Source organism: Neobacillus massiliamazoniensis, assembly GCF_001048695.1.
In the GTDB taxonomy this organism is placed as follows: domain Bacteria; phylum Bacillota; class Bacilli; order Bacillales; family Cytobacillaceae; genus Neobacillus; species Neobacillus massiliamazoniensis.
This window is the reverse complement of the sequence record NZ_CVRB01000005.1, coordinates 123,249-137,685: the sequence shown is the minus strand read 5'-3', so window position 1 is coordinate 137,685 and position 14,437 is coordinate 123,249. Positions and strand designations below refer to the sequence as shown.

At 38.7% G+C, this 14,437-nt stretch carries 13 protein-coding genes; 12 read left to right on the top strand and 1 reads right to left on the bottom strand.

The features are described 5' to 3' along the window. Nucleotides 1–608 precede the first annotated feature (608 nt). The 9 genes from BN1082_RS22900 to BN1082_RS22860 all read left to right on the top strand — a co-directional run bounded on the left by BN1082_RS22900 (nucleotide 609) and on the right by BN1082_RS22860 (nucleotide 11,911). The gene (locus tag BN1082_RS22900; protein WP_090638811.1) at nucleotides 609–2,366 is read left to right on the top strand and encodes an ABC transporter ATP-binding protein; all 1,758 of its coding nucleotides are present in this window, start codon (nucleotides 609–611) and stop codon (nucleotides 2,364–2,366) included. Further along, nucleotides 2,367–4,148 carry an ABC transporter ATP-binding protein gene (locus tag BN1082_RS22895; RefSeq protein WP_090638807.1) on the top strand — a complete coding sequence of 594 codons (1,782 nt, stop codon included), beginning with the start codon at nucleotides 2,367–2,369 and terminating at the stop codon, nucleotides 4,146–4,148. Between the two features lie 39 nt (nucleotides 4,149–4,187). Beyond that, nucleotides 4,188–4,412 carry a DUF5643 domain-containing protein gene (locus tag BN1082_RS22890; protein WP_090638805.1) on the top strand — a complete coding sequence of 75 codons (225 nt, stop codon included), beginning with the start codon at nucleotides 4,188–4,190 and terminating at the stop codon, nucleotides 4,410–4,412. Between the two features lie 459 nt (nucleotides 4,413–4,871). Beyond that, nucleotides 4,872–5,612, top strand: coding sequence for a conserved phage C-terminal domain-containing protein (locus BN1082_RS22885; protein WP_090638804.1), 741 nt, complete (start codon nucleotides 4,872–4,874; stop codon nucleotides 5,610–5,612). Then, nucleotides 5,605–5,955, top strand: coding sequence for a replicative helicase loader/inhibitor (locus BN1082_RS22880; protein ID WP_090638803.1), 351 nt, complete (start codon nucleotides 5,605–5,607; stop codon nucleotides 5,953–5,955). Before BN1082_RS22885 ends, BN1082_RS22880 begins: the two co-directional genes overlap by 8 nt. Further along, on the top strand, nucleotides 5,942–7,243 hold the full coding sequence (gene dnaB, locus BN1082_RS22875; RefSeq protein WP_090638801.1) for a replicative DNA helicase: 1,302 nt from the start codon (nucleotides 5,942–5,944) through the stop codon (nucleotides 7,241–7,243). Before BN1082_RS22880 ends, dnaB begins: the two co-directional genes overlap by 14 nt. Before the next feature lie 147 nt (nucleotides 7,244–7,390). Continuing rightward, complete coding sequence (locus tag BN1082_RS22870) at nucleotides 7,391–8,551, top strand: DUF4317 domain-containing protein (protein ID WP_090638799.1); 1,161 nt, start codon at nucleotides 7,391–7,393, stop codon at nucleotides 8,549–8,551. Between the two features lie 187 nt (nucleotides 8,552–8,738). Beyond that, a complete protein-coding gene (locus BN1082_RS22865; protein ID WP_090638797.1) occupies nucleotides 8,739–10,967 on the top strand; it encodes an AAA domain-containing protein in 2,229 nt (742 codons plus the stop codon). Nucleotides 10,968–11,107: 140 nt separating this feature from the next. Continuing rightward, nucleotides 11,108–11,911 (top strand): DNA/RNA non-specific endonuclease, encoded by an 804-nt coding sequence (locus tag BN1082_RS22860; RefSeq protein ID WP_090638795.1) that lies wholly within the window; start codon nucleotides 11,108–11,110, stop codon nucleotides 11,909–11,911. Between the two features lie 226 nt (nucleotides 11,912–12,137). Here BN1082_RS22860 and BN1082_RS27820 read toward each other — a convergent pair whose 3' ends face one another. Beyond that, nucleotides 12,138–12,332 carry a hypothetical protein gene (locus tag BN1082_RS27820; protein WP_176699896.1) on the bottom strand — a complete coding sequence of 65 codons (195 nt, stop codon included), beginning with the start codon at nucleotides 12,330–12,332 and terminating at the stop codon, nucleotides 12,138–12,140. Nucleotides 12,333–12,654: 322 nt separating this feature from the next. Between BN1082_RS27820 and BN1082_RS22850 the strand changes: the two genes are divergently transcribed. From BN1082_RS22850 to BN1082_RS22840, 3 genes are all read left to right on the top strand, one after another. Further along, nucleotides 12,655–13,032, top strand: coding sequence for an SET domain-containing protein (locus tag BN1082_RS22850; RefSeq protein ID WP_090638791.1), 378 nt, complete (start codon nucleotides 12,655–12,657; stop codon nucleotides 13,030–13,032). A 152-nt stretch (nucleotides 13,033–13,184) separates the two neighbouring features. Next, nucleotides 13,185–13,394 (top strand): hypothetical protein, encoded by a 210-nt coding sequence (locus tag BN1082_RS22845; RefSeq protein WP_028395991.1) that lies wholly within the window; start codon nucleotides 13,185–13,187, stop codon nucleotides 13,392–13,394. Nucleotides 13,395–13,792: 398 nt separating this feature from the next. Then, complete coding sequence (locus BN1082_RS22840) at nucleotides 13,793–14,401, top strand: transglutaminase-like domain-containing protein (protein ID WP_090638789.1); 609 nt, start codon at nucleotides 13,793–13,795, stop codon at nucleotides 14,399–14,401. Nucleotides 14,402–14,437: the final 36 nt, after the last annotated feature.

Sequence of the window (14,437 nt, the reverse complement as noted above, 5' to 3'; positions counted from 1 at the left end):
TCATAGGTAATCACTGACATAGAGAAAGAGGCTGTCCCAAAAGGTGACAGGCATCACTATAGGTACAAAGTACATGATAATTTTTCCGCAATGTTGATTGGAGCGGAAGGCGCTCGACTCCTCGAAAATGCTATCGTATTTCCTTCATGTGTGGGCGGATTCAAGGATGTAATTCAATGTCCTGCGGGAGTACGGGGCAGGGGAGACCCGCAGGCGCAGGTGGCGCCGAGGAGGCTCCCCCGGACCGCCACTAGATCGGAAATCAACAGACAAAGTTTAACAGACCATTAATAAAAAGAGGGGGCCTATAAAAGTAATACTTTTGGGACACCCTCTTTCTCTGTATTGTTTTACGAACAAGATAATGCGAATTGAAGAGTTTTATAAAGCCGTCGATATCAAACCAAATCTGGAAGTACTAAGCAAACTAGATGAAATTCTTTGAAGTAATAAAGGAATTTGCTCAATTAAGATATTTTCCTATAAAGATAGGAAAGGATAGTGTTTTAATAAAATGTGCCTATTCTTTTCTTGTCCATACATATCAGGGCTGAGGGGCAAATATTATATATTTATGTTCAATTGAAAACGAAGGGAGGAAGCGGGTCATGCGGAGCATGCGTTGGGCTTGGGGTTATATAAGGAATTATCGGGATCGATTTTTCATTAGTCTTTCATTGTCATTAGTGATTTCAGCCCTTAATATGGTTAATCCCTATATTGCCGGAAAAATCGTCGATAAAGTTATATTTGGCCATCAGACAGGTTTATTAATGCCCTTTTTAGGTACGATGATTGGGGTTACCATAGTGAAAACTGTGATTCGCTATAATTATCAATTATCGTTTGAGCGTATATCCCAAGGCGTTATTTTTACGCTAAGGGAAAAGTTGTATGATCGGCTTCACCAATTGGATTTCAATTTTTATGATCGAACCAAAACGGGAGACATCATGGCCCGGATGACAGGTGATTTGGAAGCAGTCCGGCATTTTATTGCTTGGGGTATTTATATGATTTTCGAAAACTTTACCATTTTGGTTTTTGCCATTGTCTTCATGTTCTCCATTCATCCGCCGTTAGCCTTGGTGATGCTTGCCATTACACCGATTACCGGCTTTTTTGCTTACAAGTTGGCGTTTACGGTCAGACCGACTTTTACGGAAATCAGGGGGCAGTTTGCCAAGTTAAATTCGGTCGTACAGGAAAACATTAGCGGAAATAGAGTAGTCAAAGCTTTCGCAAAAGAAGACTATGAAATTGATAAATTTTCTGTTCAGAACAAAGAATTCAAGGAGAAGAATCTTCTCTCTGCACGTGTGTGGGAAAAGTATTTGCCTGTACTTGATTCACTTGCCGGAGTATTTTCCGTTGTGATGATTTTAGTTGGGGGATTTATGGTGATCAAAGGTTCCCTTACCATGGGCCAGCTGGTCACGTTTAACTCCTTGATATGGGCTGTCAACAATCCGATGCGAATGGCCGGATGGCTTATTAATGATCTTCAAAGATTTATTGCTTCTGCAGAAAAAGTGGAAGATTTATTAAACACAAAATCAAAAATAACCAATCAAATAATTCAATACAATGTAAAAAATTTCAATGGTGTCGTGGAATTTGACCATGTCTCTTTTAGCTTCGGTGATGAACAGGTGCTGGAAGACATCACCTTTAAAGTGATTCCGGGGCAAACCGTGGGGATTATTGGACCGACTGGTGCTGGAAAGTCCACATTGGTCAATCTTCTAAGCAGGTTTTATGATACGGCCGGCGGTGAGGTAAGAGTGGATGGAGTCAATGTGAAAGATTGGGATCTTCATAAATTAAGAGGGAATGTTGCGATGGTCATGCAGGATATTTTCCTTTATTCAGATACAATTGAGGGGAATATCGCATACGGAAATCCTGAGGCCTCTATTGAATCGGTTCAATTTGCTGCAAAGGTGGCAGAGGCACATGATTTTATTCTCGAGCTTCCTGATGGTTATGACACGATTGTAGGCGAACGCGGTGTAGGTCTTTCAGGGGGACAAAAGCAGCGGATTGCACTGGCGCGGGCTATACTTAAAGACCCAACCATCCTGATCCTTGATGATACGACTTCGGCTGTGGACATGGAAACCGAGCTTCGGATCCAAAATACATTGAAGCCTATTCTGAAAGAGAAAACTTGTTTTATCATTGCCCATCGAATTTCCTCTGTTATGGAAGCAGATTTAATCCTTGTATTGGAAAATGGAAGGATTATTGAAAGAGGAAAGCACGAAGAACTCCTAAAGAAAAAAGGCTACTATTACCATGTGTTCAAAACCCAATTTGGGAATTTTGACGATCGGAACCAAGGTAAGGAAGTGAGGTGTATATAAATGGCGCGCAATAAATTCGATGTCGACGAGGAATTGGAATCGCCTTTTAGTTTTATCCATTTAAAGCGATTGTTTGTTTATTTAAAACCTTATAAAAAGACGATTTTTTTAACCGTTGTTATAATGCTGATCTCGAGTGTTGCCAGTTTAATTGGACCATACCTTATCAAGCAGGCTATTGATGTGAAGATACCAGAAAAGGACATGGGAGGGCTGTGGGGTCTAGCAGTTATCTATTTTCTCTCACTTGTCATTACAGGAGTTTCTTTAAAATATAAGATTAGATGGATGACAGAAATCGGGCAAAGTGTCATTCGAAATATTCGAAAAGACTTGTTTACGCACTTGCAAAAATTATCATTTTCTTTTTATGATAGCCGACCACACGGGAAAATCTTGGTCCGTGTGGTGAACTACGTCAATTCATTAAGTGACTTGCTTTCTAATGGTTTAGTTAATTTAATTACTGACCTTTTTAGTCTTTTAGTTATTTTAGGATTTATGTTTTCTATTGATGTAAAAATGACTCTGCTGTCGATGGTGGGGTTTCCGATTTTGGCCGTCGTGATCTTTTTTATCAAAAATGCTCAGCGAAAAGCATGGCAAATCTTAAGTAATAAACAATCAAACATGAATGCCTATATTCATGAAAGTATCAATGGTATAAAAGTGACTCAAGCTTTTTCCAGAGAAGAAGAAAATAAACGAATTTTCCGTGAAGTATCTGAAAGCTATCGAACTTCATGGATGAAGGCAGTAAAAATTCAATTTCTTCTATGGCCATCGATTGAGAATCTCTCAACCCTGACGATTTCATTTATTTATATTATAGGAATTTCTATGATTAATCATGGGGTCACGGTTGGAGCGTTAATTGCCTTTGTCGGTTATATCGGGATGTTTTGGACTCCGTTAACGAATATCGGAAACTTTTACAATGCCATTATAAATGCACAAGCCTATTTGGAACGTATTTTTGAAATGATAGATGAAAAGCCAACTGTTATAGGAGACTCTGATGCTGCTGAGCTTCCAGCCATCCAAGGGAAGGTTGAATTCAAGAAGGTCGTTTTTGGCTATGAGGGCGAGGAAAAGGTCCTCGATAACATTAATTTTATCGTCAAACCGGGCGAAACGATCGCTCTCGTAGGTGCTACAGGCTCCGGGAAGACCACGATTGTCAGCTTGATCAGCCGTTTTTACAACATCAACAGTGGCAGTATTGAAATTGACGGTGTTGATATCAAAACGGTAACGATACCGTCTCTCAGAAAGCAAATGGGTGTCATGCTGCAGGATCCGTTTATTTTCTCCGGGACCATTATGGATAATATCCGCTATGGCCGGTTGGATGCAACGGATGAAGAAGTAATTGAGGCAGCAAAAGCAGTGCAGGCACATGAGTTTATCAGCAGTTTAAAGGACGGGTATGATACAGAGGTAAATGAAAGAGGCTCAAGACTTTCCACTGGACAAAGGCAATTAATCTCTTTTGCCAGGGCCTTATTGGCAGATCCTAAAATCTTAATTTTGGATGAAGCGACCTCTTCGATAGATACAGAGACGGAGCTTGCCTTGCAAAAGGGGCTTGAAAGAATTCTAATTGGCCGGACATCATTTATAATTGCCCACCGGCTTTCAACCATTCAAAATGCTAGCCGAATCCTGGTTATCGAAAAAGGAAGAATCATAGAAGAGGGAACCCATGATGAGTTAATACGCCGGAAGAGTCATTATTGGAATTTGCATCGGTCGCAGCATCAATCATTGCATGTAGGCTAATAGAAAAATGCAAGCTTTATATAAAGATATACCATGACAATGAAGAAAGTTCCCTTTACTCCTGCAACAACAGAAATAAATTTTGAGTTCACTCAGCAGCAAGGTAAGGATTTAATTTCAGCAATGAATTTTCGGTTGTACGATGATAAAGGAATAGAACTACAAGGGATGGGTTTACCTGCAGGTGGTCAATCTAGTAACGGTAAAGATATATCAAAAGTAAGTGTTTATTTTGAGCCAATAAAAATATTCCTGAATACTTAATTGTTGAGCCGTACCTTGGAAACTCAGTGAAAATTGAAGAATTGAGAATGAAAATACCACTTAAAAGTGATGAGTAAATGGAGAATTGGTGAAAATGAAAAAGTGTCTGAGCAGTCTTTTGCTCAAGATGACCCCTCGATAATTTTAGACTGAAACGTGGATGAAATTAGCATGAACAGAGCAATACCATAGATTACTACAGAGATTACTACAAAGAAAAAGATCTATGTCGTTCCTTTTTAAAAAATAGAAAAAATCATAAAAAAGACTGACTACATGATTGTTTATTTATGAACATTCTATGTCAGTCTTTTCCTTATTTTTAAAAATATTTTCCGCCACCATGTCCTTTTGGGGTCATTTTTTCCTATATAAAGGGTGAAGGTAATTGAGCAGTTCAATAAGCCGGTCTCCAGCTGGCAAAGATGAATGGCTCGAACCAAAAAGGGAGGAATAGTGATGAGTAATTTATTGATTGGTGAAAAACCACTAATGGTAATTCCGGCATTGGCAGTGAAGATTGGCTTGAACGAGGCGCTCGTGCTGCAGCAGATTCATTATTGGGTTAAATCCAGTACTCATTTAATTGAGGGCAGAAAATGGATTTACAATACATACAAGGCATGGCAGCTGCAGTTTCCATTCTGGTCAGAAAGCACAATCAAACGGACGATTCACTCTCTCGAGGATCAAGGTCTCATCATCACAGGGAACTGGAATTATTCCAAAATGGACAAAACAAAGTGGTACACGATTGATTACGAAAGAGTGGAAGCATTAGAAGACCGGAACGATGAACTGACTAACCCTCAAGATGATCTTTCTATTTTTTCAGAAAGCGAAGGGGAGGATGATACGAGCTTAGCCGAAACCATACCCGATCATCCTTCAGAGAGCAAGTCAGAGCAAAAAATCCCTACAGTCGAGATCATTAACTACCTCAATGAAAATACAAATTCAAGCTACAAACCAAGTACACACACGACCCAGGAAAAAATTAGGGCGAGATTCCGAGAAGGCTTTACCCTTGAAGATTTTAAAAAAGTGATTGATTTAAAAGCGACCGAATGGCTAAACCATCCCCAGATGAGTAAATACCTTAGACCAGAAACGTTATTTGGAAACAAATTTGAATCGTATTTGAATCAGAAATCCTCTAACAAAATCTATCGCGAGGAGGATTTTAACTTAGATGATTAAACAAGAGACGTTCAAAATATTAAAGAAAATTGCCGCTTTTTATGACCAGTTTGCCTTTGACCAAGAGAAGGTAGACTTATGGCATGAGGTGCTAAAAAGGTATTCGTTCGATGAAGTCCAGAAAAACTTGTTTTCCTATGTAGCAAAGTCATGTAATCCCCCGTGTTTGTATGACCTGGTCCATAAACAAGAAGGTTCAAGGACTATTCCCAATGCGGAAGAGACAAAAATCCTTCTAATCAGAAACTACGTCCCAGCAAGCGAAGAAGTGGTTCAACACAATTTAGCAAAAATGAGAGCGATTTTGGGGATTAAGAGGGGGCAAGCAAATGAACAGATTTGAGCCTTATAATCAGGAAGCTGAAGAAGCATTCGTAGGGGCCTTCTTTCTAGATGAAGATTTGGTGAAAGAATGTACGATCAAGCCGGATCAACTGTACTCATCGAAACTAAGGCTGCTTTATTCGGCCATCCGCAGCCTTGATGTTAAGGGAAAGCCGATTGATGTGATTTCGGTTGTCGAAGAGCTGGGGCCAGACCATCTAGTGGGAATCGGAGGAGTTAGCTATATTACCGATTTGGCAAGCAGTGTTCCCACGACGGCCAACTTTCATTTTTATGTACAATTAGTCAAAGAATACGATCAAAAACGGAAAGCTATTCAGATTGCGAAAAGAATCATTGAGCAGGCAGGGGAACATGAAATCAGTAAAACACTAAATACTGCCATTCAAGACTTGATGAACATTGAGGGTGAGCAAACGGATAAGGATACCGGGGACATTACTCCGATACTCGTCGATTTATTCCTAGATTGCGAGAAAGACCATGGCGATCTAGTCGGAATTTCTTCTGGTTTCTCCCACTTGGACAGACTGACAGGGGGTTTTCAAGAATCAGATCTTGTGATCATCGGTGCTCGCCCCAGCATGGGGAAAACAGCCTTTGCCCTAAATCTAGCTCTCCAAGCTGCTATGAAAGATATCAGCTTAATCTTTTCGCTCGAAATGTCAAAAAAACAGCTGTTGAAACGGATTGCAGGTTTTACCGGACACATTGACAGCCTCAAAATGAAAAATCCAAAAAGGGATTTTCAAGAAGAAGACTGGCAAAAATTTTCCGAGACGATTGGCTGGCTATCCAAGGTGAATCTGCATATCTTTGATCGCGCCGGAATGGATATTCCCTATATTTGGTCAAAGGTTCGCAAGGCACGGAGGGAGTACGGCACGCAGAAAAGGATGTTGGTGGTGATCGATTATCTACAATTGATTGAAGGGCATTCCAAGAATAAGCAATTCCGCCAGGCCGAGATTAGTGAAATTAGCCGGGCGTTAAAAACGATGGCGCGAGAACTAAACGTCGTGGTCATCGCGCTGTCTCAGCTAAGCCGGGGTGTCGAAAGCCGTCAGGACAAGCATCCAATCCTCTCTGATTTAAGAGAAAGCGGGCAAATCGAACAAGATGCCGACCTCATTGCTTTTCTCTATCGAGACGATTACTACACGAAAGACTCCCAACACAAAGATCAAATTGAGGTCATCCTCGCTAAACATCGCAACGGCCCAACCGGTACAGTAGAACTTGGATATAACAAACAATATGGGCGGTTTTTTAACTTGAAAGGTTAAAACTCAAGCCTCCTTCAATTGTATTCTTTTTTAGCCAAATAAAATTTAATGCGAACTCTCATTCTACCCGCCATTAAAATTTAAAAAATATCAAGTATTACTATTTTTTTATCTGAACAGTATAATCAGGATTGGGAGTTGAGAGATATGAATAAAAAAGATATCGCAAATATCCGTAAGGAATTTAAATTAAATAGCAATCGTATGCAAATTCGGGAAATCTTTAATGTGTATGTTCAAAAAGAATCAGGTGAGATTTACCATCATGTCAGTCAGCCATTTCAAATGTTAGAGCAGGAAACGCAAGAATTGTTTTTGGCAAACTTTAAAAAGGTTTTAACAGGTCATCTCGACACGAAACTGTTTGAACTGAAATTCATGCGGGATGTGGAAGACAGCACTCAAATGTTCCTTTTCGAAGGATTACAACAAGATGCAACGGAAGATTGGAAAGAATATATGCTCGAAATCGTCACGAAAATGTTTGCTCACACGGTTTATGAATTTGATACGGTGGCGACCTTTATCCGGGGTGAAAATCGAAAACCGACCCGGAAACGGGATCAGGAATCAGAAGAAGGTGGGGATGACGAGGTCTATTCTAATCAGTTTGTCCTTTGCAGTCTCAATAAAACCGATTTGCCGAAAAAATCCTTGATGTTTGACTACGTTGAGAAAGAATTCAAACCGTATAACGTCTTTGATCCTATCATTAATCTAGACTCTCCATTATCAGGCTTCCTTTTCCCGGCTTTTAATGACAATGCTGCAGACGTGAACCGTATTCTCTATTGTGCAGGAAAAGCGAATCAACCGGATGTAAGATTCATTGAGGAAGTTCTTAATTGTGAAGAGATCATAACTGCCCAGGAAGATAAAGACTGCTTCGATTTCATCTTAAAAGAAGTGATAGGAGACGAAGTGGATTCTCGGGTCATTTCCAATGTTTATGAGGAAATTGATAAGCTGGTGCAAGAGAATAAAGAAAATGAAGAAAGTGAGATTCCAACGTTGGATTCTCGGGATATCGAACGCATTTTAACGGTAAGCGGCGTCGAAAATGTCGAGACGGCCAAAGTGGAACATGCCTTTAAATCCATCATGGTTGATGAAAAACATGAATTCAAAGCCAGCAGTTTAGTTCCGAAAACGATAAAAATCGAGACGAAGGTGGCCAATGTATCCATCGATCCGAAAGACCTGAAGTATGTAAAATACATTACGTACCAAGGAAAACGGTGCCTGTTGCTAGAGGTCGATGAAGAGGTGGTCGTGGAAGGATTTCGGTTAGGAGAAGAGACACTTTAATGATTTGGTGTTTCAGAAGGGGACGAGATATTGATCGTCCCCTATTATTTTTCCTTAAATAATGGCTGTGTTAAAGGTCATTTAAGGTTACATATATCGGTATCCATTGCAACCTTCAGTACGGTACACACTTAACTGGGCCAACTTTGAAACAATCTTACAAGTAGGAAATAACAAGGGGAAGAAAATGACAACAACCAAGATGTATATCAAAGAATGGCAGCAAGCACTGCAACAAGAAATTAATCACTTAAAAAAGTTTGGCGGAAGCCGCTATTCTGTAACAAATGGAAGGCTGTTATCAAACGACGGCCTCTTTAGCTACTATTTTGATACAGCCATCTCATTAAGGATACCAGTTAATTCTTCCATAAAAATGGAATGGGGAACGATGAAAAGTAGTGGGAAGGTGCTTTCCTCTGAGGGCAGGGGAATCATTCTTGCATTAGAACAAAACTTTGGTGACCTTATCCCGGATGCATATCTGCTGCATGACCCTTGGGAACTGCTTGAACAATTAATAGAGCGCTTGGATGAAATCAAAAAAAGCAAACAAAAGCGGCTGAGAGTGAAGAGATTGATGAATCCTTCCATGGAATCCAAACATCCTGTGGCAAAGATCAAGAGTAATGTCCATGAATTGATTTTACGGTCAAAATACAATCCAGCCACTTTCGTCTGGGGGCCGCCGGGTACCGGGAAAACATACACGTTGGCCAGAACAGCAGCTAACAAATATTTTCAGAAGAAAAAAGTGTTGATCTTGTCGCATAGCAATCAAGCTGTCGATGTATTGATGGGTGAACTGACTAATTTTATTAAAAAGAAAAAAAGATTCCGTGAAGGGGATGTGCTCCGCTACGGAGGGAACATCGGGGAAACTCTATCAGCCCATCACGAAATTACCACCAATCTGCTCATTGAAAAGCATGACCCGGTCCTTGCACAGGAAAGAGAGAGACTAGTTGAAGAAAGGCGCCACTTAAAGCAAGACTTGGTCGATTCTTTTAGTAAACGAGATTCGGATCATCTGCTGGAACTAGAAACACAGATTGCCAGGCTATTGGAAAAAGTCCGAAAGAAAGAAGTTCAATTAGTAAAAGATGCGTTCATTGTCGGCACAACGCTGGCAAAGGCTGCTAGTGACAGTGCTGTTTATGAACCGGATTATGACGTCGTCATCCTCGATGAAGCAAGTATGGCCTATGTACCACAGGCAGCTTTTGCTGCAGCCTTGGGAAAGCGAGTCATTATTTGCGGTGACTTCAAGCAATTACCTCCGATTGCTTCAAGCCGGGACCCGCTTGTGGCCAAATGGCTGAAAGAGGATGTGTTCCATAAGGCTAGGGTAGTGGAATGGTTGAATGAAGGGAAGCTTCATCCTCAGCTTTTTTTATTAAAAGAACAGCGGAGGATGCACCCTGATATTTCTGCTTTTACCAATCGGTACATCTATCATTCTCTGGTTGGAGATCACGAAAGTGTCTATAAAAGCAGAAATAGGATTACAAGCCAAGCTCCTTTTAAAGAGCATGCTGCTGTGCTTTTGGATACGAGTTTCACGGGCTTGCATTGTATTAGTGATAAAACAACCAATTCCAGATTCAACCTATGGCAGCTGTTGCTGTCTTTTCAATTGATTCATGAAGCAACCTTAAATGGAGCTAAATCGATCGGGTATGTGACACCATATCGTGCCCAGGCGAATCTTATGGAGCTGCTTTTTGAAGAAATATATGAGAAAGAGCGTAGCCAAGCGGATATTATTGCGGCCACTGTCCACCGATTCCAGGGGAGTGAACGGGATGTGATGATATTTGATACAGTTGATAGTGCCCCGCAAGATCGGGCTGGTATGCTACTAACCGGCAAGGACAGTGAACGTCTAATTAACGTAGCCATTACGAGAACGAAAGGAAAATTTCTTCACGTCAGCAATAGAAATTTTATCGAAAAGCACATTTATCTAAGGAAAACGCTGCGGCAACTTGTTGACCATCAGGTCCGTAACAAACAAGCGGTCACAACAAAAGAAATTGGTTCATGGATTCGAAACCAACACCCAAAATTAAGATGGATTCATGCTCGAAAATTGGAAGCTGTTTTTGAGGACCTGAGATCGGCAAAGTCATCGATTACCATCTCCTTGCCGGAGGGAACTGTCGTTTCTGAAGAATGGAAGAAGCAGTTACTAAGCAGAGAAAAACAAATAAAATTAACCATTATTTCTAATCAAAAGTGGAGCAAATGCGATGTCTGGCTGGGCGAGAACTTTCCGTTTCCGTTTGTCATCATTGACGAGAAAGTTTTGTGGCTCGGGCTTCCGCTCGAAGGCGCAAGAGGAGTCCAGCCACCTTATGTAGCGGCTAGACTTAGTTCGAGTAAAGTGTGCGAATATTTGTTAAAACAGATTTAGTTAAGCTGTTTTGAAATGGCTATAATACAGTGTAATTTTTGTAGAATTTTGGTTGCTAATTTAATGTTCATTTTTTACGTTAATTTTAAAAATGAGGTAAGATTATACAGGTGTAATATTATTACGGGGGAGAGGTTTAGATGAATAAAACAATGAAACAGTTTTCTATTTTAGTGGTACTCATTTTAAGTGTTCTTGCTGGATGCAGCAATGCAAATATGGAATCCAAAAATAACACTTCATCAAATTCTATTTCAAATGAAAAGGCAGTAGTAACAACAAAAGAAAATCCGAACACAAAAGCAGCTACAGAAACAACAGCAGCTCCGAATCAACAAATTAATACGGTTAATGACCAGGAATTAGCTAATTTAACCTATGATGGAAAAAATCAGGCGGTAACGATTAATAATAACCATACCACTTTTTCTAAAGAAGATTTAAGCTTGAGTAAGGGGAACTGGCAAACATTTTCAAATCTAGACCAGTATAATCGTGTTGGTGTTGCTAATGCTATGTTATCTAAATCCATGATGCCAACAGCAAAGCGTGAACGTCTTAATGTAAACCCTACTGGTTGGAAAAACAAACAAATAACCGTTAATGGACATCGTGAATGGTTGTATAATCGTTGTCATCTGATAGGTTATCAATTTACTGGAGAAAATAATAATCTTAAAAATTTAATGACAGGAACAAGAAGTTTTAACGACCCTGGTATGCTGTACTATGAAGACAAAGTAGCAACTTATCTAAAAACAACTGGAAATCACGTAAGATACCAAGTTGAGCCAATTTTTAAGGGGAACGAGCTAGTTGTCCGTGGGGTTCATATGCAAGCAAAAAGTATTGAAGATAATCAATTAGAGTTTAATGTATATATTTTCAATGTAGAACAAGGCGTGATCATAAACTATACAGATGGTACATCAAAATTACAATAAGTTTCACCATTTAAAAAACTGAATTAATTTCCTTTTGATAAAAAAGAACCGCCAAAGAATGGGATTTATGTCTTGTTTGAAGCCGTTATGTTCGAATTAATATTTGAAAATTAAGGGCAGGTTGGTTATAAAGCAATGAGGATTTGCAAAAAAAGGATTCATAACCAGTGGATAAAGAGGTTGGGAATCCTGCTTTTTGTGTTCCGTCTGTTATCACAATAAATAATTACCGTATGGAGAAAACTTCGACCCCGATTGCTAAGGCATCTTCATCGATTGCAAACCGAGGATGGTGGTGCGGGTAGACGATGCCTTTTGCTAGATAATGATCGAATACTTTATCTTGTATTAATCCTCTATCATTGATAAAAATAATTGATGTATCAAGAATTATTACAATGGTGGTGAAATAAAGGACCAATACAAGACTTGCTATTGCTTTTCATATACTTGCTCTCATTGCGCTAACCCAAATGAAGAACTTACATCGGAAATATTGCTAGCAGGTTGAACACAAATCCCGCTGTTATAAGACGAATTAGCAGTATGTTGAAAAAAGCAGGTCTTATAACTTTTAGGGCTGGGAATTTCCGGTTTCACATTAAGAAAAGGTTATGGAAATAGTTAGCAAGTACATATCCTAAAGATATATTGAAGAGTCTCTTTTCTAAATAAAAAGAGCTCATTGTTCAAATTAATGTTATAGTTAGAAAGAAAATTTTAAAAGTGAGTAGGCGAACAACATGATTGAGGTAAAAACATCTCCACTAAGTGATGGAGAATTCAATAGAGGAGTATTTGCTACATGTGATATCAAAAAAGGAGAGCTTTTGCATGAAGCACCTGTCATTTCTTATCCAAACGACCAGCATCAATACATTGAGCAAACCCTCCTTGCTGATTACGCATTTGAGTATGGGATAAATCATTCTGCGATCCTTCTTGGTTATGGAATGTTGTTTAACCATTCTTATGAACCTAATGCAATTTATGAGATTAATTTTAAAAATCACACATTTGACTTTTATGCTTACACAGATATAAAAGCAGGAGATGAGATTCTAATCAATTATAATGGCGATGTTGATGACAAAGATCCACTGTGGTTTAATCAGGACTAAAAAGGATAGCAAAATATTCAAAATAACGATCTGTTTAATTGTGTCCCAGCTTACGTTATAATTAGAAACTTAGGATAATTACGACTTTTGCTCATAATCGAACGGATGCCAAGAAAAGCCTCCGACTAGCGATAAAATATGGAGTGTAGAGAATGAATAAACGATGGACAATCGGTAAAATTAAAGAATTTGTTGAGAACAATTCGGAAAGTAAGTTGCTAACGACGGAATACCACGGTTTTTCTCAAAAGTTACTATTTAAATGTGCATGTGGTAGCAATTTTGAGAAAACATTTACGAAATTTAAAAATAATAACCAACGTAAATGTGACGTATGCCAACCGCCAAAAGCGTCACGCTAAACGTATATCGAATAAACGAAGTGCCGATTTCAAATAAATAGAAGTTGGCACTATTTTTATTTTATCGGAGTAATATGATGGATGATAAGTTAGTGAATGAAATGATCTAAAGTAGAAAGGTAACTTAATTAAATTGAACAAATTATTTCAAAATAAAGTAGTCTATTTAATCACAAAAGTACTTAAAACCTCACTATTTGTTTAGGAGAATCAAAATAAGATTAAGAAAGTTGAAAGGTTTCTTCAATTTGTGTCTAAACGAATTGATTTTGCTGAAGAGGCCAGGCAAAGATAAACCAGCAGGAGTTTAAAAGTACACCTATTAAATTCATTCATTTGTGTTGTATGATAATACCTATAAATACATACTTATACAAAAGTGAACAGGAGTGGAAATGATGAATTTAATTTGTGAGTCAAAAATATTGGATGATTATTTACTTGAATTGAAAGAAGTTAATTTTTCAAATCCAATAATTAAAGCAAAAACTGATGAACTTTTCAAATCTTCTCAAACAGAGATTGAAAAAGTAAAAATAGCTTATGAATTTGTTCGTGATGAAATTTCTCATTCTTGGGATATTCAATCGAAAAGAGTTACTTGTGATGCTTCAGAAGTATTAGCTTATAAAGAGGGAATTTGTTATGCAAAATCACACCTATTAGCATCGTTACTACGTTCACAGGGAATACCAACAGGTTTTTGTTATCAAAGGCTGATGTTGTTTGATACGCCAGAAAAAGGGTATTGTATTCACGCTTTAAATGCAATTTTCTTTAAATCACTTAATAAATGGATAAGGCTAGATGGTCGTGGGAATAAAAAGGGAATTGATGCCCAATTTTCAATTGAAGAGGAAAAATTAGCTTTTTCCATTAATGAAGAACTTGAAGAAAAGGATTATCCAGTTATTTATGCTAAGCCTCATCCCAAAACTGTTGCTATTTTAGAAGAACATACCGATGCGTTAGAAATGTATAATCATAATTTACCAGACAGTTTGTAGTTATTTCACTAATTGGGTGCTTTAATTTACTAAGTA

Coding starts and splice junctions, on each gene's coding strand:
- BN1082_RS22900 (WP_090638811.1), top strand. CDS start 609: ATGCGGAGCATGCGTTGGGCTTGGGGTTATATAAGGAATTATCGGGAT.
- BN1082_RS22870 (WP_090638799.1), top strand. CDS start 7,391: ATGAATAAAAAAGATATCGCAAATATCCGTAAGGAATTTAAATTAAAT.
- BN1082_RS22850 (WP_090638791.1), top strand. CDS start 12,655: ATGATTGAGGTAAAAACATCTCCACTAAGTGATGGAGAATTCAATAGA.
- BN1082_RS22895 (WP_090638807.1), top strand. CDS start 2,367: ATGGCGCGCAATAAATTCGATGTCGACGAGGAATTGGAATCGCCTTTT.
- BN1082_RS22890 (WP_090638805.1), top strand. CDS start 4,188: ATGAAGAAAGTTCCCTTTACTCCTGCAACAACAGAAATAAATTTTGAG.
- BN1082_RS22865 (WP_090638797.1), top strand. CDS start 8,739: ATGACAACAACCAAGATGTATATCAAAGAATGGCAGCAAGCACTGCAA.
- BN1082_RS22840 (WP_090638789.1), top strand. CDS start 13,793: ATGAATTTAATTTGTGAGTCAAAAATATTGGATGATTATTTACTTGAA.
- BN1082_RS22860 (WP_090638795.1), top strand. CDS start 11,108: ATGAATAAAACAATGAAACAGTTTTCTATTTTAGTGGTACTCATTTTA.
- BN1082_RS22845 (WP_028395991.1), top strand. CDS start 13,185: ATGAATAAACGATGGACAATCGGTAAAATTAAAGAATTTGTTGAGAAC.
- dnaB (WP_090638801.1), top strand. CDS start 5,942: ATGAACAGATTTGAGCCTTATAATCAGGAAGCTGAAGAAGCATTCGTA.
- BN1082_RS22880 (WP_090638803.1), top strand. CDS start 5,605: ATGATTAAACAAGAGACGTTCAAAATATTAAAGAAAATTGCCGCTTTT.
- BN1082_RS22885 (WP_090638804.1), top strand. CDS start 4,872: ATGAGTAATTTATTGATTGGTGAAAAACCACTAATGGTAATTCCGGCA.